Annotated in this window: 20 protein-coding genes; 7 read left to right on the top strand and 13 right to left on the bottom strand. The window is 62.4% G+C overall.

From position 1 onward, the window contains the following. Positions 1-3: 3 nt before the first annotated feature. The 11 genes from JOY50_RS15395 to yaaA all read right to left on the bottom strand — a co-directional run bounded on the left by JOY50_RS15395 (position 4) and on the right by yaaA (position 15,587). Complete coding sequence (locus tag JOY50_RS15395; RefSeq protein WP_243055470.1) at positions 4-1,161, bottom strand: alginate O-acetyltransferase; 1,158 nt, start codon at positions 1,159-1,161, stop codon at positions 4-6. A gap of 10 nt (positions 1,162-1,171) precedes the next feature. Then, complete coding sequence (locus tag JOY50_RS15390; RefSeq protein WP_019470593.1) at positions 1,172-2,629, bottom strand: MBOAT family protein; 1,458 nt, start codon at positions 2,627-2,629, stop codon at positions 1,172-1,174. 180 nt (positions 2,630-2,809) lie between these two features. Continuing rightward, the gene (locus JOY50_RS15385) at positions 2,810-3,913 is read right to left on the bottom strand and encodes a mannuronate-specific alginate lyase (protein ID WP_138737342.1); all 1,104 of its coding nucleotides are present in this window, start codon (positions 3,911-3,913) and stop codon (positions 2,810-2,812) included. Between the two features lie 8 nt (positions 3,914-3,921). Continuing rightward, positions 3,922-5,361 carry an alginate O-acetyltransferase gene (locus JOY50_RS15380; protein WP_132842465.1) on the bottom strand — a complete coding sequence of 480 codons (1,440 nt, stop codon included), beginning with the start codon at positions 5,359-5,361 and terminating at the stop codon, positions 3,922-3,924. 13 nt (positions 5,362-5,374) lie between these two features. Next, positions 5,375-6,934: a mannuronan 5-epimerase AlgG gene (gene algG, locus JOY50_RS15375; protein ID WP_138737343.1), complete on the bottom strand. Its 1,560-nt coding sequence runs from the start codon at positions 6,932-6,934 to the stop codon at positions 5,375-5,377. A 22-nt stretch (positions 6,935-6,956) separates the two neighbouring features. Next, positions 6,957-8,435 carry an alginate export family protein gene (locus JOY50_RS15370; RefSeq protein WP_019470597.1) on the bottom strand — a complete coding sequence of 493 codons (1,479 nt, stop codon included), beginning with the start codon at positions 8,433-8,435 and terminating at the stop codon, positions 6,957-6,959. Further along, the gene (gene algK / locus JOY50_RS15365; RefSeq protein ID WP_132842458.1) at positions 8,432-9,859 is read right to left on the bottom strand and encodes an alginate biosynthesis TPR repeat lipoprotein AlgK; all 1,428 of its coding nucleotides are present in this window, start codon (positions 9,857-9,859) and stop codon (positions 8,432-8,434) included. The genes JOY50_RS15370 and algK overlap by 4 nt, the downstream gene beginning before the upstream one ends. A 12-nt stretch (positions 9,860-9,871) precedes the next feature. Continuing rightward, the gene (locus JOY50_RS15360) at positions 9,872-11,038 is read right to left on the bottom strand and encodes an alginate biosynthesis protein Alg44 (RefSeq protein ID WP_019470598.1); all 1,167 of its coding nucleotides are present in this window, start codon (positions 11,036-11,038) and stop codon (positions 9,872-9,874) included. A 37-nt stretch (positions 11,039-11,075) separates the two neighbouring features. Continuing rightward, positions 11,076-12,557, bottom strand: coding sequence for a glycosyltransferase family 2 protein (locus tag JOY50_RS15355; protein ID WP_033691995.1), 1,482 nt, complete (start codon positions 12,555-12,557; stop codon positions 11,076-11,078). A 70-nt stretch (positions 12,558-12,627) separates the two neighbouring features. Continuing rightward, positions 12,628-13,944 carry a nucleotide sugar dehydrogenase gene (locus JOY50_RS15350; protein WP_019470600.1) on the bottom strand — a complete coding sequence of 439 codons (1,317 nt, stop codon included), beginning with the start codon at positions 13,942-13,944 and terminating at the stop codon, positions 12,628-12,630. An 863-nt stretch (positions 13,945-14,807) separates the two neighbouring features. After that, positions 14,808-15,587, bottom strand: coding sequence for a peroxide stress protein YaaA (yaaA, locus tag JOY50_RS15345; RefSeq protein ID WP_138737344.1), 780 nt, complete (start codon positions 15,585-15,587; stop codon positions 14,808-14,810). Between the two features lie 137 nt (positions 15,588-15,724). Between yaaA and JOY50_RS15340 the strand changes: the two genes are divergently transcribed. The 5 genes from JOY50_RS15340 (at position 15,725) to moaE (ending at position 19,890) form a co-directional block, all read left to right on the top strand. Then, the gene (locus JOY50_RS15340) at positions 15,725-16,861 is read left to right on the top strand and encodes a polysaccharide deacetylase family protein (RefSeq protein ID WP_132842449.1); all 1,137 of its coding nucleotides are present in this window, start codon (positions 15,725-15,727) and stop codon (positions 16,859-16,861) included. Positions 16,862-17,133: 272 nt separating this feature from the next. After that, positions 17,134-18,528 carry a PhoH family protein gene (locus tag JOY50_RS15335; RefSeq protein WP_019470603.1) on the top strand — a complete coding sequence of 465 codons (1,395 nt, stop codon included), beginning with the start codon at positions 17,134-17,136 and terminating at the stop codon, positions 18,526-18,528. Positions 18,529-18,725: 197 nt separating this feature from the next. Beyond that, entirely contained in the window at positions 18,726-19,196 is a 471-nt protein-coding gene (moaC, locus tag JOY50_RS15330) for a cyclic pyranopterin monophosphate synthase MoaC (RefSeq protein ID WP_243055469.1), read from the top strand. Then, the gene (locus tag JOY50_RS15325) at positions 19,196-19,441 is read left to right on the top strand and encodes a MoaD/ThiS family protein (RefSeq protein WP_061202735.1); all 246 of its coding nucleotides are present in this window, start codon (positions 19,196-19,198) and stop codon (positions 19,439-19,441) included. The genes moaC and JOY50_RS15325 overlap by 1 nt, the downstream gene beginning before the upstream one ends. Before the next feature lie 2 nt (positions 19,442-19,443). Continuing rightward, the gene (moaE, locus tag JOY50_RS15320) at positions 19,444-19,890 is read left to right on the top strand and encodes a molybdopterin synthase catalytic subunit MoaE (protein WP_132842439.1); all 447 of its coding nucleotides are present in this window, start codon (positions 19,444-19,446) and stop codon (positions 19,888-19,890) included. Between the two features lie 128 nt (positions 19,891-20,018). On the opposite strand, the gene rhlB is transcribed toward moaE, so the two are convergent. Next, complete coding sequence (gene rhlB / locus JOY50_RS15315; RefSeq protein WP_132842434.1) at positions 20,019-21,482, bottom strand: ATP-dependent RNA helicase RhlB; 1,464 nt, start codon at positions 21,480-21,482, stop codon at positions 20,019-20,021. A 100-nt stretch (positions 21,483-21,582) separates the two neighbouring features. Further along, entirely contained in the window at positions 21,583-22,239 is a 657-nt protein-coding gene (locus JOY50_RS15310) for an alpha/beta hydrolase (RefSeq protein WP_132842429.1), read from the bottom strand. Positions 22,240-22,571: 332 nt separating this feature from the next. Between JOY50_RS15310 and JOY50_RS15305 the strand changes: the two genes are divergently transcribed. Next, positions 22,572-23,600, top strand: a complete 1,029-nt coding sequence (locus tag JOY50_RS15305) for an amino acid ABC transporter substrate-binding protein (protein WP_019470613.1) — start codon at positions 22,572-22,574, stop codon at positions 23,598-23,600. Positions 23,601-23,667: 67 nt separating this feature from the next. After that, positions 23,668-24,846 (top strand): amino acid ABC transporter permease, encoded by a 1,179-nt coding sequence (locus JOY50_RS15300; protein ID WP_132842424.1) that lies wholly within the window; start codon positions 23,668-23,670, stop codon positions 24,844-24,846.

Here is a 24,846-nt window from a genome sequence, read left to right as displayed (position 1 = left end):
CGTTCAGTGGTTCGTCCGGGTGGACGACAAGGCCAGGTTTTCTTCGGATTTACGGGTGTTTTTCAGCTGGGCGATCCACTGCGGATCGAAGCTGCTGAGGTCGTTTTTCATGGGCAGATAACGTTCGGGGAATTCCCACACCACCACTTGCGGTGCGGCGTTTTTAAAGGCATCGCTTTGCAGGTACTTGAGCATCGGCAGCAATGGGCCGTGGCCGTCTTCGGCGTAGTTGGCGACGTCGCTGCGCAGGGCCTGCTGCAGCGCGCCAAGGAAGTTCCAGTGCGGGTTGGCGCTGTAGCTGGTGCCCACCAGTGCGACCGGGATCTCGTTGTTGGCGAACAGCGCGTCGTCGCCTTCACCCTCGGCTTGCGCCGGGCGGGTACTGCGTTGTTGCAGGTTGTCCGGGGGCGGCAGCAGGTTGCTGAACAGCGGGTCCAGTGGCAGGAAGTTGGTCAGGTCGCCTTTGTAGGGCGCGGTGCTGCCGGCTTCGGTGACGAAGGTTTGCGGGTCACCGTTGAGCAGGTTCTGCCGGCTTACAGCCTCGGCCAGGGCCTGGGCTGCAACTTCGGCGCCCATCGGTGTCCAGTGGGTGTCGGTGCGCAGGAATACCTGGCTACGCGCCTTGGCTTGTTCCATGGCCGCTTGCAGGTCCGGGGCGAACACGTTGGCCTGGCGCACCTGGGCATGGAACTGGTTGTACAGGTCATCGTGCAGGCTGGCCGGCTGCTCCTTGCCCAGGTATTCCGAATAGAGGCGCGCCTTGGCCGGGATGATCGCCAGCACCAGCTGGCTACCGTGCTGCTGCAAGGTGTCGCGCACGCCACGAATCAGCGCCAGGTTTTCCTGCATCAGTTGTTCGGCGCCAGCCGTGGGCTTGAACTCTTCGTCGCTGAACAGCCATTGGTCGCGGCCCAGCACCACACCGGGGCGGCCCTCGTTGAACAACTTGAAGTCCATGGCCGCCCAAAGGTTGGTGCCCAGGCGCTTGATCGGGAATTCGGCGTCGTAGTGGGTCTCGGCGGCCTTGGCCAGCTTGCCGTTGAGCAGGGTCATCTGCTCGGTGCGCTGAAAGCTTTGCAGGCCACCGGTGGACCACACGCCCATGCCCACCAGCAAGCCGAGGAACGACAGGGAGTAAGTGATGCGTAATGTACGGTTCATGTCATCGGCCTCAGAACTGGAAGTACAGGAACGGCGAGTAGCTCTGCGCCGAAAGCTTGAGGATCGAGGCCACGAACAGCAGCAGCACCAGGGCGCGGGTCATCACCCGGGTCCAGTCCAGGCCGATCGAACCGTCGTTGTTGACCTGCACCGGTGTGGCCTGGGGCGTTGGCTTGGCATTGCGGTAGAAATCACGCAGGCCGAAGAACGCCAGGGAGAGGTAGGCGACGATCAGGGTGGCCACTTGCAGGCCGGTAAGCTGGGCGCTGTTGAGTTCCGACAGCTGCCAGTCGCCAAAGCTGAACATGGCGCCGTACATGCGGCCGGCCACGTGCAGGTTTTCGGCGCGGAAGATCACCCAGCCGACCACCACCAGCAGGAAGGTGAAGGCCCATTTGACCGGGTTGAAGCGCTGCGGGTTGGTGTCGAGGCCCAGCGCACGCTCGATGGCCAGCCACATGCCGTGCCAGGCGCCCCAGATGATGTAGGTGAAGTTTGCGCCGTGCCACAGGCCGCCCAGCAGCATGGTCAGGAACAGATTGCGGTAGGTGTTGAAGGTGCCTTTGCGGTTACCGCCCAGGGTGATGTACAGGTAGTCGCGCAGCCAGGTCGACAGGCTGATGTGCCAGCGCCGCCAGAACTCGGTGATCGACTGGCTGATGTACGGCTGCTTGAAGTTCTCCATGAAGCGGAAGCCCATCATCAGGCCCAGGCCGATGGCCATGTCGCTGTAGCCGCTGAAGTCGAAGTACAGCTGCGCGGTGTAGGCCAGCGCGCCCAGCCAGGCGTCACCCGTGGTCGGGTTTTGCAGGGCGAAGCAGTGGTCCGCGACCACGGCCAGGGTGTCGGCGATGAACACTTTCTTGATGAAGCCCTGCATGAAGCGGGTGCAGCCTTCGGAGAACTTGTCCAAGGTGTGGGTGCGGTTGTTGAACTGGTCGACCAGATCCTTGAAGCGCAATACGGGGCCGGCGATCAGGTGCGGGAAGATCGCCACGAATGCTGCGAAGTCGATCAGGTTGCGGGTAGCCGGGGTGTCGCCGCGGTACACGTCGATGATGTAGCTGATCGACTCGAAGATATAGAACGAGATACCGATCGGCAGCAGCACGTGGGTGAGGATGAACGGCTCCAGGCCGAACGAGGTCATGATCGCGTTCAGGCTGTCGACGCCGAAGTTGGCGTACTTGAAGTAGCCGAGGATGGCCAGGTCGACGCCCACGCCGAGCAGCAGCCAGCGCTGGGCCGGCTTGGTACGTACGCCGGCGGCACCCACTTTCAGGCCGATCCAGTAGTTCCACAGGGTGACCCCGGCGAACAGGGCCAGGAAGTCCACCCGCCACCAGGCATAGAAGATGTAGCTGGCGACCAGCAGCAGCAGGTTGCGATAGCGTTGCCCGCTCAAGTAGTACAGGCCGAGGAAGATCGGCAAGAACAGGAACAGGAACACGTTGGACGAGAAGACCATCCCGGTTCTCCTAATTTGTTCACAGCATCCAGGGCAAAGCGCCCCCCAAACCCCCCAGTGCAAGACTGGAAGGCAACTTAGATCCCTGTGGGAGCGGGCGAAGCCCTTGCCATGCACCGCGGTGGCTTCTTCGCGGGCATGCCCGCTCCCACAGGTTCCGCCCCCACAATGGGGCTCAATTCATTTTTTGCTCTCTGCGCTCGGGTCATAAACCCGGGTCAGGTCCCCGCCCAGCCGGAAGCTGTTGAACGGCTGCATGTGCTGCTTGCGCTCAAGCGTGTCGCCGACACAGTGATAAAGCGCACACCAGGGTTCGAGCCAGGCGTACTTGCCGTCGACCTTGAGGTCGGTCATGTCCTGTTTCTCACCCGCGCGCGCCTTGAAGTGGCTGGGGTCGCGTGCACCGGCCAGTACACCTTCGCCGAGGCGCTGCAGGGCAAAGTTGTTCTCGCTGCGCAGGTCGACGTTGTTGGCCTGGGCGAAGCTGGCAATCATCGCCAGCGGCGGCAGGGCGTAGTTGTGGTAGGCCAGCGCCCGCTGCTTGCGCTTGATTTCGTTGGGCAGGAAGCCCTGGTCATCGATCTGGTTGGCGCCCACCTTGTATTCCTTTACGGCCCAGTCGAACAGGTCGCGACGGTCGGTGGCCACGGCGGTTGCCATGACCGACCAGGCCGCCCAGTAGCTGTGGTTGTTGATCTTCTCCAGCGGCAGGTCGCTCCAGTCGCGCACGGTCTGCTCGGCCAGGCGGGCGAACCATTTTTCGATCAGCTCGGCCTCGGCGCGGTGCGCGGCCAGCGGCTGCGAGTTGGAGAACTTAAGGCGCAGCCACGAACCGCTCATGCTGCCCAGCGCCCATTTGCGCATCGACTTGCCGGTGTGGTTGTAGTCGGTGGACAACAGCGCATCGGCCCGCGCCCAGGTGCCCAGCCACGCCAGGGTGCAGTCCAGCTGCGCCGGGCGACCGTCGCGCATGTACTGGCCCACCATCTTGCTTACGCCTTTCTCAAGGGTGGTGATGTCTTCGGTCGACTTGCGGAAGGCCTTTTCCGAGGCAGCGTTGAGCGTTGCCCGTGCCTTGTCCGAGCCTTCGTACTTGCTGCGGAACTGCAGTGCGCCGGTGTAGGGCTTGGGCGCCGCTTCACAGCGGAAGTTGCCATCGCTGGTCTTGAGTTTTTCGATCCCCTCGTAGTAACCCTGGGGTGGTACCAGCGCGGCGTGCGCGGCACCGCCGAACAGGGCCAAGGCGAGCAGGGCGGGGCTTGAGATTCGCTTGAGCATGGTCATGGGTCGCCTCACTGGCCGGCCTGCGCGGTTTGCGCAGGCACGGCGAAGTTGTTGCGTTTGCAGAGCTTGGCCTCGACCTTCTGGGTGCCGTTTTCCGGCCCCTGTACCTCGAACGCCAGCAGGCTCTGGCTGGCCCAGTCTTCGTCTTCGCGCATCTGGAAGACAAAGCGGCCGTCGGTGTCGGAGGTTTCCGGTTTCTCCAGCTTGATGTCCTCGTGGCGGCCGTTGAGGTACCAGAGGGTGGCCTGCAGCACCTTCACCGACGGGTCTTCGAACTTGACGTCCATCTGCAGGTTGCGGTTGATCAGGTCTTTGATCACGCCGCCCTTGCCGTTGACCATCAGCTCGTTCTTGCCGGGCTTGAGGGTGGTGCTGGCGCTCATCAGGGCCGGGCGGTCGTCGCAGCCGTCATCGAGCAGGCCAAGGATTTGCCGCCAGATGGTTTCCTGGTCCAGGCGGTACAGCGGGGAGAATTCCCAGACCAGGATCTTCGGCGGGTTCTTCTGGAACTCCTCGCTGCCCAGGTACTGGATCATCGAGCCTTCCAGACCACCGCCAGGGAAGGCGACGTTGAGCACGTCGGCGCCGATGTATTGCTCGAGGAAGCCCGAGAAGTTGTAGTTCTTGCCACTGTGGCTGGTGCCGACCAGGGTGATCTGCGCATTGCCGCCGTCACCGAACAGGTCATCGCCGCCGCTCGAGCCTTTCGGTTCGGTGGCGAACTGGTCCATGTACTGCACGGCGTAGCTGGTGCCGCACAGTTGGCCGGCAACGTTGTGCAGGGTACCGGTCTTGCCCATGCGCCCGGACTTCTTCGTCTCGAATTCCTTGCGCGGGATGCCTTCGAAGGCCGGCATCTTGTGCACGGTGTCGGCCACGATTTTGGCAGCGCGCTCGGCGCCATACGGCGTCCAGTGCTGGTCGCCACGGAAGTAGAAGTCCTTGCCCTGGTCGGCGGCGGCCAGTTGCTCGTTGGTCAGCGGCGACAGGTCGGGCACGTTGTAGCCCATGCTGGCGAAGCGCTTGAGCATGGCCTGGTAGTTGCCCAGGGCCTTCTGGTAGTCGAAGGCGGCTTTCTCGGCTGGGTTGAGCATGTTGCGGTTCACCAGGCCACGGGTCGGCTGGTACACCACCACCAGCTCCACGCCGCGCTTCTTGAACGCGTCATGCACTTGCTGCAGGCGTTTGTAGCCCGCCGGGGTGGTGTTGAACTCGGTGCGCAGGTCTTCGCGGGTACGGAACAGCCAGTCGCCCTTGGCCTGGACCAGCGTGGTGAAGTTCTGCTGGTAGCGAGTGGTGTAGCGGCTGGCATCGTGCGCTTCGGGGCACAGCTGGCAGCAAGGTTCGGCGCTGAAGGTGGGGGCCTTCACTTCGTCGGCGCGCACGCCTTGGCTGATCGCCAGAAGGGCGGCGGACAGGCCCAGCAGTTTCATCAGGTGTGGGGTCATGGTCTGGGCTTCCTTAATCGATCATTTCGGTCTGGCGTTCGACCGGGTCGATCAGCACAGCTTTTTGCTGGCGCACCAGCAGGTCGAGGATTTCGTCCTGGCGCTCGCCCAGCACACCATTGAGGCTGATGCCGCTGGCCTTGCGTGGGGCGAGCATGGACACCTTGTACAGCTCGACCGACAGCGGCGAGTCGATCGACAGCGGGCCGGAGCCGTTGGCCGCCAGCTCGCCACCCACTACGATCAGCGACACCTTGGTGTCGAACGGGTCGAGGGCGATGTCGCGGTCGGTGTCGGACAGGTCCTTGATGTGGCCGTATACGCCGACCAGGCCGTTGGCCATGGCAACGTTTTCGTACAGGCGAATGTTCACGCTGTTACGCACGCGGATGCCGTGGCGGCGATTGTTGATCAGCTTGTTGCCCCAGATCAGGTTGTCGCCGCTTTCGTACAGGGTGATGCCGTCGGTGTGGTTGCGGTAGATCTCGTTGTAGGCCACCAGGTTGTTGACGCTGTTACGGTCGATCACCACGCCCGAGAGCTTGTTGTCGTAGCTCTTGTTGTTGATGATCCAGCTGTCGTTGACCTCACGCGAAACGATGATGCCGTGCTTCTTCTTGGTGCCGTATACCGTGTTGCCGGCGATGATGAGGCGGTGCGAACGGTCGTGCGGGTCGATGCCGTAGACGATGTTGTCGCGGTAGGTACTGTCCTTGACCACGAAGTCCTGGGTCTCGTAGCAGTAGAAGCCGTACCACATGTCGCTGAACTCCGAGCCGATGATCCAGCCGGTAGGTTCCGTGCGGCCCATGCGCTTGGCCATGTTGGGCGTGTACTGCGAAATGCTCACGCCATACGACTTGGACTTGGCATAGCCGAAGCTGGCCATCTTGGTATTGACGATGTAGGTCTCGGTACCGCCCCACGACAGCAGGAACGGGCGGAATTCCTTGGGCGAGCGGAAGGTGGCCGGGCCGTTATCCTTTTCGCGCCAGCCGGTCACCTGGGTATCGGTGACGAACAGCTTGCCGTCATTGACCAGGAACGAACCGCCTTCCTGGGACAGGCGCAGCTGCTTGACCTTGCCGTCGATCTCGAGGATGCCCTTTTGCCCGACTACGATTGGCAGGCGTGCCAGGTAAACCCCTGGCTCGACCTCGCTGAGGTATTGCTTGGGTACCTTCTTGCTCAGCTCGACCAGGTCGATATGGCCGTCATCGACGAAGATTGCCTGCGGGATGCCGTGCTGGCGCTGCACCCACTCGGCTGCCTTGTTGTCGCCGCCGACGAACTCCTTGAGGGTGTCTTCCTGGAACATGCGGCGCAGGCTGACCTTGCCTTTGTGGCGGCGGTCGATCTTCTTCTGCACCGCTTCGGCGGTGAAGCCTGTCAGGTCGGGCAGCTTTGGCGGGTCCATCTGCAGCGGCTCGATCGGTGCGCTGGCCACGGTGTAGGTCTTGGCCTGCTGCAGCTCCTTGGCGATCACCTGGGGCTCTGCGGCAGCGACCAGGCCGCTGGCCAGCAGCAAGGCGCTGGCCAAGAGGCTGTGTCGTAAGTGCGGGTGAAGGTTCATAACGGTCAGTCCCCTACCGGCCTCAGAAGCGCCAGATCACATCGACGAAGGCGCGGTGCATGTACGAGTCCGCTTCCTTGCCGTAGGCATCGCCCGGCTTGAACACACCGGCACGCAAGCGCACCAGGGCGGACGGTTCGTCGATGGCCTGGCTCATCGAAGCCGGCAGCAGGCCCTGCTTGAAGTACTTGGTCACGACCACGTCCATTTCCTGGCCAAGGTCTTTTTCGCCGTCGACCAGCTGGCGGCTGATGCCGTTGTCGTTGACGGCTGCGTTGATGCCGCTGGAACCGATGTTCTGGTTACCGTCGACGCGCCAGAACTTGTGGTAGATCAGGCTGGCGTCGTAGTCGTCGCGCAGTTGCCAGGAGGCGAAGAGGGTGGCGGCCTGCAGGTTGCCCAGCTCGCCGCGGAAGGCTTCGCCAAAGCGGTGCACGCGTGAACGGGTGCCGGTGAAGTTGGAGCGGTTGCTCTCAAGGCCGGTCTGCTCGAAGTTGTTCGAGCCGTCGTCGCCACCACCGCCGCTGCCACGGGCGTAAGCCGCACCGACCTGCCATTGCGGGTCCAGGCGCAGGCGGATGCCGAGGTCGGTGGCCCAGGCATTGACGTCGCCGCTCTGCTTGCCGGTGGCAACCTGGTCGTCGCCTACGGCCTGACTGCTGAGCTTGTCACGGTCACCGGTCAGCCAGGTGACGCTGCCCCAGTAGTTGACGGTATGGTCGTTGCGCCAGTTGTAGGCGTCGCTGTTGGCTTCAAGGCCCAGCCAGGTCAGGTCGCCGGTGCGGGTCTTGTCCAGCGCATCGACGGTTTCGCCCGGGTTCTTCAGGCTGCCGCTGTCATGGGTGTGGTGGGCCCGTACGCCCACCCAGTGGCCAGGGGTCCACTGCGTGGCGACGTTGCCGTAGATGTGCGTGCGGTCCTTGTCTTCCGGGGCCAGCTCGGTGAGGTCGGTGCGGTACTCGCTGAAGCGCTGGGCAACGCCCAGGTCGGCCTTGAGCAGGGTGGTGTCGAAGGTCCAGTTCAGCGCTTCGATGTTGGTGTCGCGCCACATGCCATCGTCGCTGCGCAGGCGCTGGCGACCGAAGCGCAGTTGCTCGCCCGGGTAGGCGGTGAGGCCGCTGTAGCCAACCCAGAACTCACGCATGGCCAGGTAGCTTTTGTCTGGCTGGCGGCTGTCTTCGCCGGTGTCGGTGGTGCTGCCGTCGTCGTTCTGGCGCAAGGTGTCGGTTTCGATCGTGTCGGTGGCTGCGACCGCCTGGCCCATGGCATAGGCGCTCCAGTTGCCGCGCTCGCCGTACACCCATGGGCGCAGGTCCAGGCCCAGGCCGTTGACGTCGCCGCCAGGGCGGGTGCCCAGGTCACGGTCGTCTTCCGACTGACCGGTGATTTTCACGTCCAGGCCGAAGTTTTTATCGGCGGTCATTTCCGCCAGGGTCGGGCAGGACCACAGCAGGGCGAAGCTCAGGCCGATGCCGGCTTTCACGAAGGGATTGAGCGTCATAGCGAGTCCTCACCGTCTACTTCTTTTTCGTCGTCCTGCAGGGCTTCGAGGGCCAGGGTGCTATTTGCGCCCTGCGCCATGCTGCCGCGTGCACGCTTCTCCTGGTCCAGCAGTTGCTGGGCCTGGCTGCGCTGGTCAGGTGTCAGTTGCTGATCGAGCTGCTGCAGCAGTTCAGCCGATTGCGGCGTCGGGTTGGCCTGCGACAGCTGGGCGAATACCCAGGCGTTGCCGGGTTGCGGGCGGATACCGTGGCCTTCGCTGAACAGCTGAGCCAGGGCATAGTCGGCGCTGTTCTGCCCGCCACGGGCGGCGGCCAGCAGGTTGTCGACGGCCTTTTGCGGCTCGACATTGCCCAGGTAGCCGCGGCGGTACAGCTGGCCCAGGTAGTAATGGGCGCTGATTTCACCGGCGTCGGCGGCGGCTTGCAGGTGCTGCTCGGCTTTTTTGGCGTCGGCCGGCAGGGTCTTGCCCTCGTAGTACAGGCGGCCCAGCAACAGTTCGGCGCGTGGCTGTTCGGCTTCGCGGCCCTTGTCGATGTAGGCCAGCAACTGGTCGGTGTCGCCCAGCTCGGGGAAGTCGTAGACCAGTTGCGCCAGGCTGACCCAGGATGCCGGGTTGCTTGGGGCCACCTGCTCAAGCAGGTCCTTGGCGGTTTTTTCATCGGTCTGGCCGAGGCTGCGATCGGCCAGTACCCGGGCAACGCTGTCGACCCGGGTGGCCGGCACTGCGCCACGGGCGTAGGCAGATTTCAGCTGGGTGAGCAGGGCGGCTTGCTGGTCGGCCTGCGCACGCTTCTGGTACACGGTGGCCAGTTCGACGTAGCAGATGTCGGTGGTGTTCAGTGCGGCCTTGCAGATTTTCTCCACGTCGCCCAGGTGCTGGTCGTAGGTGCCCTGGGTGCGGTACAGCAGCACCTGGGCCAGGCCCGCTTCCGGGTTGCCGGCGGCGCGCCACTGGTCGATCTGCTGCTGCGCGTTGACCTTGGGGAAGCTCTGCGGGTAGCTGAGGTAAAGCATGGCCAGCGGGATCAGGGTATTGCTTTCGCCCTGTTTCGCGGCCTGCTTGAGCAGGGTTTCGGCTTCCTCGCGTTCGGCCTGGGTGCTGTCGGGCTTGGCCACCAGCAGGCGGCCAAGGCGCGCCTGGGCACGGGGCGAGGTAGCGGCCGCGGCGCGGTAAGTCGCCTCGGCTTCCTTGATTTGCGACGGGTCGCGGGTGGCTACCTTGATGTCCGCCAGGCCCACTTGCGCTTCGCTGTAGCCCAGGTCGGCCAGGGCCTTGTAGTTGCGCTCGGCCAATGCCGTGTCGCCGCGCTTCATGGCTTCGTTGGCCAGGCGCTGGTCGGGCAGGCCAGCACAGCCGGCCAGGGTGATGGCAGCAGCCAGGGCACACAGGCCCAGGCTTGCGCGCTTGTTGTAGGGAATCATGCGGTGATCCTCTTACAGGCCACGGGCCACGGCTTTGTCGATCAGCCAGTTCATTGAAGGGCCACGGTCGCTGTTGACCGCTGCCGGGCGGCCGGCGAGTTCGGCGGGCATGCCGCTGTCGGGCTTGATCTGCACGCGGATGTCGGAGGATAGGTCTTCGCTGTTGAGGCTGGTGCTGCTGACGATCTGGCCGGTGCGCACTTCGTCTTCGCCGGCGACCTGGAAGTTGACCCGGGTACCTGGCTTGACCTCGTCGAACTGGCGGTAGCTGAAGCGCGCCTCGACCATCGGCGTGGTGGTGCGCGGGATCAGCTGGAAGATCGCCTGGCCCTTGGCTGCGTACTGGCCATCGTCCACCAGCTGGCGGGCGACCACGCAATCGCAGGGGCTGGTGAGGGTGCCAGACAGCTGCTTGCCGAACAGTTCCTCGATCTTCGCCGGTTCCAGCTGCGCGTCGTCCAGGTTGCCCTTGAGCATGTCCAGCATGCTGGTGGTGAAGCTGGCCAGTGGTGCGCCCTTGGCGATCTGCCCACCGCTTTCGATGAGGCTGCTCACGGTGCCGTCGCGCGGCATGGTGACAGTGGTGGTCGGTACCGCGACGACACCGGCTTCGGCATGGCTGACGAAGTACATGCCGTACAGCGACTTGGCGACGAAGCCGAAAGCAGCGACGCCGACCACGAATACGCCGAGGGTAACGGTGACCGCCTTGAGTCGGCCGAAGGCGCTCAGGCCCGAACCACCGTCCTTCTGCTTGCGTGCCTTGGTGAAGTTGTCGCGCTGCAGGGTGCTGAGCACATCACCGATGCTGATCAGCTCACCCGACAGGTGGCTGGTGATGATGTGCCGCAACGTGGCGATGTCGCGTGGTTCAAGGTTCTGGAACTGCGCACCGGTACGGCCGTTGCTCGGGTTGTACGAGCGCACCTGGAACTCGATGTCGATCGACAGGCCCAGGTTGTCGACCACGAACTGCAGCCGACCGCGCAGTACGTCACCCACCGACAGTTGCTGCTTGGTGTGAAAGCTCAGGCCACCTGCGGAAAGGTCGTCGACCTTCACTTCGTGGGTTTGGCGCTGGGCGTCCAGGAAACGCAGCTTGGCGGGAATGCGCACCCGGGCGTGTTGGCGCTGGGCTTCGGACTCATGCACGACATTGACGTTCACGGCGGTATTCATGGTGGTTTGTTCCTGTTAGATCCGATCCGGGTTGGGCTCACACGACCATGAACAGCACAGCAACGAAGATGCTGGCAGCCGAGAAGGTCATGGTCCGCGAGGACCAGGTGTTGAACCATTGTTGAAAGCTGGCGAGGTCACGCTTGAGGGCAGTGGGCTGACGCGTCCACGACTGCTTGTCGAGGCGGAAGAACACGTAGATCTTCATCAGCGCGCCGATGATCTGGTTGTAATAGAGAATCAGCGGGTAGGCCGGGCCCACGTTGTGGCCGGAGCACAGCAGCATGATGGTGAGGATCAGGCGGGTGATGCCGATCCACAGCAGGTACACCAGCAGGAAGGCCATGCCGAACTTGAGGCTGGCGATCACCGCCACGGTCAACCCCAGCAGGCTGGTCCACATCGACACGCGCTGGTCGAACAGCACGATGCTGGTGAACAGCCCCAGGCGACCCAGGCCCAGGCCCAGTGCACGGGAGTTCTGCCGCAGGTTGTTGCCGTACCAGCGGTACATCAGCTTGCGGCTGGCCTTGAAGAAGCTCTTTTCGGGCGGGTGCTCGACCGTGTTGATGGCGGCGTCCGGCACGTAGAAGGTGTCGTAGCCCAGGCGCATCAGGCTGAACCAGCTGGATTTGTCGTCACCGGTAAGGAACTTGAAGCGGCCCAGGCGCCAGTGCATCAGCGAGTCGCTTTCGACGTCGGCGATGAACTCGGGGTTGGTCACCACGCTTGCGCGGAACATCGACATGCGCCCGGTCATGGTCAGCACGCGCTTGGACAGGGCCATCGAGCACATGTTGATGTGGCGCTGGGCGAAGCGCAGCTTGTGCCACTCGCTCATGATGTAGCCGCCACGTACTTCGCAGAACTCGTTGGTGGTCAGGCCGCCGACGTTGGGGAACAGCTTGAACCACGGCACGGTCTTGCGTACCACGCCATCGGCCAGCACGGTGTCGCCGTCGATCACGGCCACCACGGCGTTTTCGTCCGGCAGCATGCGCGAGATGGCGCGGAAACCGTAGGCCAGGCCATCGCGTTTGCCGGTACCGGCAATGCGCACGATGTCCAGCTTCACATGGGCCGGCGGGTTGTACTTGGCCCACAGGCTCTTCACCAGCAGTTCATCGGACATCTCCACCAGCGAGCAGACCACGGTGGTGGGGAAGCCGCAGTTGATCGCTTCGCGGATCACCGAGCTGTACACCTGGGCAGTGGTCAGCGCCTCGATACGGAAGCTGGTCACCATCAGGTAGACATGCGACGGGTCGGTGGCATCGCCCATTTTCTGCACCTTGCGGCGCAGGTACGGGTACACGCCGTAGAGGAAGATCATGCCGCGGATGAAATGGGTGGCGCCCATGGAATAGCGCCAGATGCCGACTGCGCCGACCAGGAAGATGAAGTGCTTCGATTGCGAGTCGAAGATATCGGCTGGCAGGGCCAGGGCGATCAGCATGAGCAGGCTCATGTAGAGCAGCCACCCGGCGCACTGCAACAGCACGGTCTGGAGCCTTTGCATGTTCAGCATCCGTCGAGAATTCGGGAAAGGGTGGGCGGCGCAGGCTCGCCTGCGTCGCCCGGCCGAGGGCTTACCAGCAGATGCCTTCGGTACGGCTGGTGGTGCAGGACGGGTTGCTCATGAAGCCAACCAGGTCGATCACCTGCTTGCCGGCCGGCGCTTGCTGGGCCAGCGCGCGGAACTGCTCGTCACGGTTGCCGAGGACGATGATGTCGGCGTTGTCGATCACCTGCTGGAAGTCGGCATTGAGCAGCGACGACACGTGCGGGATCTTCGACTCGATGTAGTCCTTGTTGGCGCCGTGTACACGGGCGTACTGAACGTTCTCGTCGTAGATGTCCAGTTGGTAGCCCTTGCCGATCAGGCGCTCGGCCAGCTCTACCAGCGGGCTTTCGCGCAGGTCGTCAGTACCGGCTTTGAAGCTCAGGCCAAGCAGGGCGACCTTGCGTTTGTCGTGGGCTTCGATCAGCTCGAAGGCGTTCTGCACCTGCGATTCGTTGCTGCGCATCAGCGAGTCCAGCAGCGGTGCGCGCACGTCGAGGCTGGCGGCACGGTAGGTGAGGGCGCGCACGTCCTTGGGCAGGCAAGAACCGCCAAAGGCGAAGCCGGGGCGCATGTAGTATTGGGACAGGTTCAGCACCGTGTCCTGGCAGACCACGTCCATCACTTCACGCCCATCAACGCCTACCGCCTTGGCGATGTTGCCGATTTCGTTGGCGAAGGTGACCTTGGTGGCGTGCCACACGTTGCAGGTGTATTTGATCATCTCGGCCACTTCGATCGGCTTGCGGATGACCGGGGCGTCGAGTTCTTCGTACAGGGCTTGCAGGATGTCGCCGCTGGCAGTGTCCAGTTCGCCGATGACGGTCATCGGTGGCTGGTCGTAGTCCTTGATCGCGGTGCTTTCACGCAGGAATTCCGGGTTGACCGCGACACCGAAGTCGACGCCGGCTTTTTTGCCCGAGCAGTCTTCGAGGATCGGGATGACCACGTTCTTGACGGTACCCGGCAGTACGGTGCTGCGCACCACGATGGTGTGGCGGCGGGTGGTGTCGCGCAGTACGTAGCCGATTTCACGGCACACCGACTCGATGTATTCCAGGCCCAGGTCGCCGTTTTTCTTGCTGGGGGTACCCACGCAGATCATCGACACGTCACTGGCGCGGATGGCTTCGGCGAAGTCGGTAGTGCCGCGCAGGCGGCCATTGGCGATGCCCTGTTGCAGCAGTGCTTCCAGGCCAGGTTCGACGATGGGCGACTTGCCCTGGTTGATCAGGTCGATCTTGGTGCTGGACACGTCCACACCGATCACTTCATGGCCACGCGCCGTCAGGCAGCCTGCACAGACTGCACCCACATAACCCAAACCAAAGATGCTGATACGCATCGCTATCACCTCATGTGTTTATCACGCCGACGCCTCCGCAGAGAGCCGGGCTGGGTTGATTAACATCAGTTTTCGGGCGCACGGGTCCATGGCGAATGCACACTTCGCCGAGCGCAGGCAAAATAAATCCGGAGCGCAAAAAGTTATGCACTCAAAGTTGGCAGTAAAAAGCCATTAATTAAAAAACGTGCCCTGAAATGCAGCCGTCTTTATTGCAATGCGCTACTTGGCGCGTTGCTGTGCTTGTTTTTTCAAGTGGATAAATCCTTTGAAATCAACCACTAGGACGATGTGTAAGGGACGCTACTCTCCTGCGTGGACACGGTTTTCGGGGGTTCCCGTTATACCTGTCGAATTTATCAGGGCGGGCAGTGGATACCTGCCGCTGTCATCTGTAAGTCATCTCTCACAGCCCGTAGGCAGGAAAATCGTTACGGCACTATGAGCGATTGGCCGTAGGAGAAGTTCCTGAGTGAGTTTCGTCCGGATGAAAGATTTCTAAATATTTATTCAGTTGTGAACAGTTTCAATTTGATAGCACGCGGGTGTTTCACCCCCGTGTATCAAGGGTGTAACTGTTACGAGATATTTTTATGCCAGCATCTGAAAATTTTTTTCAGAATTCGTCAAAAAAGGTATGAACGGTCTTATGGCGTTTGGCGATAAAGGTATGGGCGTTGGTTTTTTGGCGCCGAAATCGTGACATGATGGCGATTTGCAGCAAGCCCCATTGCAGGGCGGAGGGATGTTTCAGGGCAGCAGGCTCTTCGCGCCTAAAGCCGCTTCCACTGATGGAGCGCTGGCCGGGAGCTCAGCGCGCGTCATGTGGGAGCGGCTTTAGCCGCGAAGAGGGCGCCACAGGATCACTCCGAGGGATGATCCCGCAAAAACACCAGATGGTCCGGCTTGGACTGCTCGGCACTGTAGTAGTACCCCTGTACGTCGAACTGCTTGAGCTGTTCCGGGTCGCTGATGCGCTGCTGGATGACGAAGCGGCTCATCATGCCGCGGGCTTTCTTGGCGTAGAAGCTGATGATCTTGTACTGGCCGTTCTTCAGGTCCTTGAAGTCGACATTGATCACCCGGGCCTTCAGCGCGCTGCGTTTCACTGCACTGAAGTACTCGTTGCTGGCCAGGTTCAGCAGCACGTCATCCCCCTGTTCGGCCAGGGCCTGGTTCAGCCATTCGCTGATGCGTGTGCCCCAGAAGGCATACAGGTCCTTGCCGCGGGCGTTGGCCAGTTTGGTGCCCATTTCGAGGCGATAGGGTTGCATCAGGTCCAGCGGACGCAGCAGGCCGTACAGGCCCGAGAGCATGCGCAGGTGGTCTTGCGCGTAGCTGAAGTCTTCCTCACCCAGGCTCTCGGCGTCGAGGCCGGTGTACACATCACCCTTGAACGCCAGCAGGGCCTGCTTGGCATTGGTCGGGGTGAAGTCCGGGGTCCAGCTGCCGAAGCGGGCGGCGTTAAGGCCGGCGAGCTTGTCGGACAGGTGCATCAGCTCGCTGATCTGCGCCGGCGACAGTTCGCGCAGCTGCTGGATCAGTGCCTGGGAGTCGTCCAGGTACTGGGGCAGGGTGAAACGCTCGGTCACAGGCGGGGTGTCGTAGTCGAGGGTCTTGGCGGGGGAAATCACCGTCAGCATCGGGTCGGCTCCTGGCATCATTGGCCGAGGATTCTACGGGCTGGGCGGTGCAAGTCCAAACTATGCCGACGATAGTCACAGACCATGGCGGGTGCAGGCGCTATAGTTCGCGTTTTGCCGTTGCGGAGCCTTCCACCGTGCGCATTGCCTTTGCCTTGCTGGCCGCTCTGCTGAGCCTGGCCGTGCAAGCCGCCCCATTACCCCAGGTGAGTCTGGACCGCAGCCTGTGGCCCGAGCAACTGAACAGCCCGGCGTTGTTCGATGTGGCCTCGCGGGCCGAGATTCTCTCGTTTGCTCAGGTGCTGCATGAAAGCGAATTGCTGGACGACGCGGCGTTGGCCGCGCGGCTGGGGTTGCGGCAGGTCAACCTGCAGAAGGTGCGACTGGTGCGCGCGCGCATGTGGCAGCGGCTGTGGCAGGGGTATGAGCAGGCGCAGCGCAGCTGCGAGCAGGATGCCTCATTCTGCTACCCGGTTACATCGATGATGGATTTGCGCACGCAAGCGGCGACTTTCGCTGCCGATGTCGGCACGTTCTATACAAACTGGATCGAGCCAAGCCACCAGTTCCATGTGCGTTACCTGGACGAGCAACTGCGCAAGGCGGCGTTGCTGCCGCAGACCAGCAGCGAGGTGGAGCGGCTGTCTGCCCGGGAGCGCCATGGCGATGAACTGAACGACCGTATGTTCTTGCTCACCTTCGTCGGCGGCCCGGGGCCAGAGGGCGGCAACACCGATCTGCTTGCCGACTACCTGCGCCGGCAGAAGCTTGAAGGCATATTCTTCGTGTTGGGGAACCGCTTGCAGCAGCGCCGTGACGCCGGGGCGGCAAATGCCTTGCGCCAGCTCTACCGCGGCCAGTGTGTGGGCATTCAGGGTTGGGAATACCGTTCCCATGCCCAGTGGACGGAGTGGCAGGACTCGTTGCGGCGCAGCCAGGCACGGGTGCAGGCCGACTTGCCGGCAGCGTATGTGCCGTTGTTTCGGCCACCCTACGGGCAGCGTCGGGCCGATGGCGAGGCGTTCATGGCCAGCCAGCAGCTGCGGGTGTCGTTGTGGGATATCGATGCGCTGGACGATGGCGCATTGAGCGCAGAGGCCTCTGCGCAGCGGGTGCTGACCCTGATGCTGTTGTGGCGCAAGGGCGTGATCCAGCTGCATGACAGCCTGCCCAAGGCCCAGCCAGCGGTGGAATGGTTGCTGCGCAACACTGCCCAGAGCGGCATTGGGTGGGCGGATTGCCGGGAATATGCTTATCGCGAAGAGGGGGTATGACTTCTGAGCGTAGCCCCGTCTGGCTTCGCCGCCAAGGCTTCTTCATCAATCAGAAAAATAAACTTCAAAACACATAAAAATACTTTTTTCGTTCATCGTTTTTGCGGTATGAAGAAACCAGACAGCCGATTCCTGCAGCACAGGTGGCGTCATCCAGGCCCACCTAGCCAGGTTCGCTTCCCGGCCGTAACAACGCGGATTCGGGGAGAACGGTAGTCACTCTGCGGCGCAACAGACCGCGCCGTGTGGCTTCGACATAAGGTGACCCGAGTATGGATGACCAAGGACGCAACCCTTCCTCCAGCAAGCCAATCCTGTATGTGCTCGATACCAACGTCCTGATTCACGACCCCAATGCGTTACTGAACTTCGAGGAGCACCATGTCGCCATCCCGATGACGGTGCTGGAGGAACTCGACAAGCTCAAGACCGGCAAACAGACCATCGCCGCCGAATGCCGCCAGGCCATCCGCCTGATCGACCAGACCCTGGGCGACGCTTCGCCCAGCGATGTCGAGCAGGGCGTGCCGATCCAGCGCAACAAGAGCGGGCCCAAGGGCTTCCTGTCCATCCTGATGACCCCGCGCAACGAGCCTAACAAGCTGCTGCCGGAAAACCTCAACGACAACATCATCATCAACCAGCTGCTCGAAGTACGGGCGCGGCGCAGCGACCTGGACGTGGTGCTGGTCACCAAAGACATCAACATGCGCCTGAAGGCGCGCGCCTGTGGCATAGCGGCCGAGGACTACAGCACTGACCAGCTGGTGGATGACGTGTCCTTGCTGTCCAAGGGCTACCATTCGGTCACCGGCTCGTTCTGGGACCGCGTCAGCAAGGTCGATACCCGTCAGGAGCGCGGCCGCACCTGGCATCGGGTGCAGATGATCGACAACCTGCCTGCGGTGCACATCAACGAATTCATCATCGATGAGCAGGGCTTCGTCGGCTGGATCAAGGGCATCCGCAACGACGAGCTGTTGTTGCTCGACCTGCACCAGGAGCCACTGCTGCACCAGGAAGCCTGGGGGTTGAAGCCTCGCGACATCCACCAGAGCCTGGCGCTGTTCGCGTTGCTCGACCCGGATATCCACCTGGTCAACCTGACCGGCGCGGCCGGGTCCGGCAAGACCATCCTGGCCCTGGCCGCAGCCATCGAGCAGACCATGGTCAGCAAGCGCTACCGGCGCATCATCGCCACCCGCAGCGTGCAGGGGCTGGACCAGGAAATCGGCTTCCTGCCGGGCACCGAGGCCGAGAAAATGGAGCCTTGGCTGGGCGCCATCACCGACAACCTCGAAGCCTTGCACATGGATGACGAAAGCACCCATGGCAGCGTCGAGTACATCCTCGAGCGCGTGCCGTTGCAGTTCAAGTCGCTGAACTACATCCGAGGCCGTAGCTTCCAGCAGAGCCTGATCCTGATCGACGAGTGCCAGAACCTGACGCCGCACCAGATGAAAACCATCATCACCCGTGCCGGCTCCGGGTCCAAGGTGGTCTGCCTGGGCAACCTGGCGCAGATCGACACCCCCTACCTGTCCGCGACCAGCTCGGGCCTGACCTACCTGACCGAGCGCTTCAAGGACTTCCCCCATGGCGTGCACATTACCCTGCAGGGCGTGCCCCGCTCGGTGCTGGCCGAGTACGCCGAGTCGCATCTGTAAAGCGATGAGCCGGGCAGATCACCGCCCGGCCTCTTCGCGGGCACGCCCGCTCCCACAGGGTCTCCACTGGATCTGCGGCATTGGAAACCTTGTGGGAGCGGGCGTGCCCGCGAAGAGGCCGGACCTGCCTGCACATACCTCTGCTCAAACCTGACCCACAGGTTTACACTGGCTGTTCCCTTCACAGGAGCAGAGCAGTGCTGACACATCTTGATTCCCAGGGGCGGGCCAACATGGTCGACGTCACTGAAAAGGCCGTGACCGAGCGTGAGGCCACCGCCGAGGCGCGGGTGCGCATGTTGCCGCAGACCTTGCAGATGATCGTCGACGGCGAACATCCCAAGGGCGACGTGTTCGCCGTGGCACGCATTGCCGGGATCCAGGCGGCGAAGAAGACCAGCGACCTGATCCCGCTGTGCCACCCGCTGATGCTGACCAGCGTCAAGGTCGAGCTCAGCGCCGAGGGCGAGGACGCCGTGCGTATTGTCGCCCGTTGCAAGCTGGCCGGGCAGACCGGTGTGGAGATGGAGGCGCTGACGGCTGCCAGCGTTGCCGCGCTGACGATCTATGACATGTGCAAGGCTGTGGACAAGGGCATGGTCATCGAACAGGTGCGCCTGCTGGAAAAGCTCGGCGGCAAGAGTGGCCACTACAAGGTGCAGGCATGATGAAGGTCAAGGTGATGTACTTCGCCCGCTACCGCGAACTGCTTGGTGTGGATGGCGAGCGTGTAGAAGGCGCGTTCAAGGTGCTGGACGATGTGCGCCAGGCCCTGGTGGGCAAGGGTGGGCACTATGCGGTGCTGGCTGAGCAGAACCTGATGTGCGCGCGCAACGAAGAGCTGTGCAAGCTTGATGAGCCACTGGAAGAGGGTGACGAAGTGGCGTTCTTCCCGCCGGTGACCGGAGGCTGAACATGGCAGTACGAGTGCAACAAGGCGCGTTCGACCCAGGGTCCGAGGTGAATGCCATGCATGCGGCCAATGTTGGCGTGGGCGCGGTAGTCAGTTTTGTTGGTTATGTGCGGGATTTCAACGACGGGCGCGAAGTGGCGGGGATGTTCCTTGAACACTACCCGGGCATGACCGAAAAGGCGCTGGCCAAGATCGTGGTCGAGGCCGAGCAGCGCTGGCCGTTGCTCAAGGTGGAGGTGTTGCACCGCATCGGGGCGCTGGAGCCGGGCGAGCCGATCGTGTTTGTCGGTGTGGCCAGTGCCCATCGGCAGGCGGCGTTCGATGCCTGCAACTTCATCATGGACTACCTGAAGACCCGGGCGCCGTTCTGGAAGAAGGAGAATACCCAGGAAGGGCCGCGGTGGGTTGAAGGCAAGCAGAGTGACCAGGATGCGGCGGGGCGCTGGTAGATTTCTGTCTGATGGCCGGGGCTTTGCCCCGGTTCGCGGGTGAACCCGCTCCCACAGGTATCGCGCGTGACTTGAGGGCAGCGCAGTACCTGTGGGAGCGGGTTTACCCGCGAATAGTCCGGCACAGGCTAATGGTGCTTGCGCGGCACCGGCTTTAGCAGCTCATCGGGCGGCATTTCGCACTTGATCTTGCGCCCCAACAGCTCTTCGATCGCCGGCAGCTGATACGAGTCATCCTCCCCGGCAAAGCTGATCGACACGCCGCTGGCCCCCGCGCGGCCGGTACGGCCAATGCGGTGCACGTAGTCGTCCGGGTCTTCCGGCAGGGTGAAGTTGATCACGTGGCTGATGCCATCGATATGGATGCCACGCCCGGCCACGTCGGTGGCCACCAGCACGGTGATGCGCCCTTCGCGGAAGTTTTCCAGGGTGCGGATGCGCTTGTGCTGCGGCACGTCGCCCGACAGCTGGGCGGCATTGATGCCGTCGCGCACCAGTTTTTCCTCGATGCGCCGCACTTCGTCCTTGCGGTTGGCAAATACCATCACCCGTTCCCAGTTGTTCTGGGTCACCAGGTTGTACAGCAGCTTGTACTTGTCGCTGCCCGCCACCGCGTACACGTGCTGCTCGACCGTTTCGCTGGCCACGTTTTCCGGCTCGATTTCGACGATGGCCGGGTTGGTGGTCCACTGCTTCGCCAGGTTCATCACGTCGTCGGTGAAGGTGGCGGAGAACAGCAGGGTCTGGCGCTCGCTTTTCGGTGGTGTCTGGCGAATGATCTGGCGCACCTGAGGGATGAAACCCATGTCGAGCATGCGGTCTGCTTCGTCCAGCACCATCACCTCGACCATGTCCAGGTGCACTTCGCCGCGCTGGTTGAAGTCCAGCAGGCGGCCGGGGGTGGCCACCAGGATGTCGCAGTGGCGTGCTTCAAGGGCTTTCAGCTGCTTGTCGAAGTCCATGCCGCCGACGAAGCTCATGACGTTCAGCCCGGTGTACTTGGTCAGCGCAGCGGCGTCCTTGGCAATCTGCACCACCAGCTCGCGGGTCGGCGCGATGATCAGCGCGCGCGGTTCGCCCATGTAGCGTTCCTTGGGCGGTGGCGTCTGCTGCAGCTGGGAAATGATCGAGATCAAGAACGCTGCAGTCTTGCCGGTACCGGTCTGGGCCCGGCCGATGGCGTCCTGGCCGCGCAGGGTATACCCCAGCACCTGCGCCTGGATCGGCGTGCAGTACGGGAAGCCCAAGTCGTGGATGGCGTGCATCAGCTCGTTGGACAGCTTGAAGTCGTGGAAGCGGGTCTTGCCTTCCTGTGGCTCGACCACGAAGTCTTCCGGCTTCCACAGGCTGGCCTGCGGTTTGGGCTTGCGCTCGCGACGCGGTTTGTCCTTGGCCGCTTTGTCGGCAGGTGGCGTAGCAGCAGCGGGTTGTTCAGCCTTTGGGGCGGGGTTGGCATGCGCTACGGCCGGTTTTGTTGCGGGCCGGGCCTCGCTGGCGGGTGCGGGCGCAGGCGGCGTCACGCTGGCAACAGGAGCGACGGCTTGTGGCGCGGCGTCTCCCTTGCCGAATATTTTCTTGAGTGCTTTGAGCACGATCGTCTCATCAACTGATTAAGGAATGTACGCCGGGCAGTGTAATGCAAGATCCGGGCGCGGCGTAGTGGAATACTCCCACAACTACAAGAGAGCCAGCCTATTGCAGCTGCTCGCTGAGCCAGTTGTGGATGTCGTTCAGTTCTTCGACCACCACTTCGTGTTCCATCGGGTACTCGTACCAGCGGGCGGCGACGCCCCAGGTGTTCAGGTACTCGAATGCGGTGCGGCCCATGGACGGGATCACCACCGGGTCATGCACGCCATGCAGGCACAGGGCCGGGGTGCGCTGCTGGCAGGCACTCAACTGGTGCTGGTCGTTGAAGGTGGGGGCATAGGTGGACAGGGCAATCACCCCACCCAGTGCTTCTTGCCACTTTATATAGGCAGTGTGCAGCACCACCGCGCCACCCTGGGAGAAACCGGCCAGGACGATACGCGACAGGTTGATGCCTTTGGCCTGCTCGGCCTTGATCAGGGCAACCACTTGCTCGGCCGACGCTTCCAGCTGCGCTTCGTCAATGGCGCGGGCTGGGGTCATGGCCTTGATGTCATACCAGCTGGGCATGGCATAACCGCCATTTATGGTGACTGCTCGGGTCGGGGCCTGGGGCATGATGAACCGGGTGCTGAGCAGGCGCTCCTGCATGAATTCGGCTACCGGTAGGAAGTCGTAACGGTCGGCCCCCAAACCGTGCAACCAGATCACACAGGCATCAGCGGTTTTCTGTGGTTCGAGAATCAGCGGGTTGGTCATGACTGCTCCGAAAGTGTGCGGGTCTTGTTATGGCGTGCGTGAAAAGAAGGCGCTGGAAATGATTGTCGGAAAAAGAATGTCGCAACGATACAACTTTCCCTACTTGACGAGCGCTTAAACGCTACAGCCACAGAATCTGGTACGCGCTTTGCAATTCAATCTGTGATGCAAAGGGCAGGCCTAGACGGTAACACCCTTAGCACGCGAAGGCTGTCACAGAACAGTCCATTGCGCCAAGTGACCCAATAACAAGCCAATACGGGTCGGATACGCCTCAAAAGGGTGCGGTGCAATTCCGGCTCGACACAACAAGAGCGATTTGGAGGTTGTGAATGAAGATGTTGAAAACCACCCTGGCAGTCCTGACCGCTGCCGCCGCACTGGGCGCCGTGAGCAATGCCCAGGCCGGCGCCACCCTGGATGCGGTAAAGAAGAAGGGCTTCGTCCAGTGTGGCGTGAGCGACGGTCTTCCGGGCTTCTCGGTACCTGATGCGCAGGGCAAGATCGTCGGTATCGACGCCGATGTCTGCCGCGCCGTGGCCGCCGCCGTGTTCGGCGACGCGACCAAGGTCAAGTTCAGCCAGCTCAACGCCAAGGAACGCTTCACCGCCCTGCAGTCGGGCGAGGTCGACGTGCTGTCGCGCAACACCACCTGGACCAGCTCGCGCGATGCCGGCATGGGCCTGGTGTTTGCCGGTGTCACCTACTACGACGGGGTTGGCTTCCTGGTCAACAAGAAGCTGGGTGTCTCCAGTGCCAAGGAGCTTGATGGCGCAACCATCTGTATCCAGGCCGGTACCACCACCGAGCTGAACGTGTCGGACTTCTTCCGCGCCAATAACCTGAAGTACACCCCGATCACCTTCGACACCTCGGACGAAAGCGCCAAGTCGCTGGAGTCGGGCCGTTGCGACGTGCTGACCTCGGACAAGTCGCAGCTGTTTGCCCAGCGTTCCAAGCTGGCCGCGCCGACCGACTACGTGGTACTGCCGGAAACCATCTCCAAGGAGCCGCTGGGCCCGGTGGTGCGTAAAGGCGACGAGGAGTGGTTCAGCATCGTCAAGTGGACCTTGTTCGCCATGCTCAACGCCGAAGAGGCGGGCGTCACCTCGAAGAATGTCGAGGCCGAAGCCAAAGGCACCAAGAACCCGGACGTGGCCCGCCTGCTGGGTGCGGATGGTGAGTACGGCAAGGACCTCAAGCTGCCCAAAGACTGGGTAGTACAGATCGTCAAGCAAGTCGGCAACTACGGCGAAGTGTTCGAGAAGAACCTGGGCCAGAGCACCGACCTGAAGATCGACCGTGGCATGAACGCCCTGTGGAACAACGGCGGCATCCAGTACGCGCCACCTGTGCGCTGATGGTTGCACCCTGCGGCGGCATCCCGCCGCCGCAGGCTGTTCGAATCCCTACTGTCCGGGGCACTTCATGCAAAATCAAATCGGCGCACCCAAGGGCTTGTCCCTTAATGATCCGCGTGTGCGCGCGTGGCTGTTCCAGATCCTCACGATCGTCTTCGTGGTCGGCCTGGGCTGGTACCTGTTCCACAACACGCAAACCAACCTGCAACACCGGGGTATCACCTCGGGCTTCGACTTCCTCGACCGCAGTGCCGGCTTCGGCATCGCCCAGCACCTGATCCCCTATGTGGAGTCGGACAGTTATGCGCGGGTGTTCGTCATCGGCCTGCTCAATACCCTGCTGGTCACCTTCATCGGCGTCATCCTGGCGACGATTCTGGGCTTCATCATTGGTGTGGCTCGCCTGTCACCGAACTGGATGATCAACAAACTGGCGACGGTGTATGTGGAAACCTTCCGCAACATTCCGCCGTTGCTGCAGATCCTGTTCTGGTACTTCGCGGTGTTCCTGACCCTGCCGGGACCGCGGGGCAGCATCAACATCGACGATATGTTCTTCATCAGCAACCGGGGCCTGAACATGCCTGGCGCGTCCATTGCCGATGGCTTTTGGCCGTTCGTCGTGGCCCTGTTGGTGGCAATTGCCGCCGTTGTCGTGATGGTGCGCCTGGCCAACAAGCGTTTCGACGAGACCGGCGTGCCGTTCCACAAGTTCTGGGTGGGGCTGGCCCTGCTGCTGGTCATCCCGGGCCTGAGCGTGCTGTTGTTCGGCAACCCGGTCAGCTGGGAAGTGCCGCAGCTCAAGGGCTTCAACTTTGTCGGTGGCTGGGTGCTGATCCCCGAGCTGCTGGCGCTGACCTTGGCACTGACTATCTATACGGCAGCCTTCATTGCTGAAATCGTGCGTTCCGGCATCCGTTCGGTCAGCCATGGCCAGACCGAAGCCGCGCGCTCGCTGGGCCTGCGCGAGGGTCCGACCCTGCGCAAGGTGATCATTCCCCAGGCACTGCGGGTGATCATTCCGCCGCTGACCAGCCAGTACCTGAACCTGGCGAAGAACTCGTCGCTGGCGGCCGGTATCGGCTACCCGGAGATGGTCTCGCTGTTCGCCGGCACCGTGCTCAATCAGACCGGCCAGGCCATCGAGGTGATCGCCATCACCATGAGTGTCTATCTCGCCATCAGCATCAGCATTTCGCTGCTGATGAACTGGTACAACAAGCGCATTGCGCTGATCGAGCGGTGA

The sequence above is a fragment of the Pseudomonas sp. BP01 genome (assembly GCF_022760795.1).
Lineage (GTDB): Bacteria > Pseudomonadota > Gammaproteobacteria > Pseudomonadales > Pseudomonadaceae > Aquipseudomonas > Aquipseudomonas putida_Q.
Note: the sequence above shows the minus strand (reverse complement) of the source record. Positions and strands in the feature narration are given on the sequence as shown.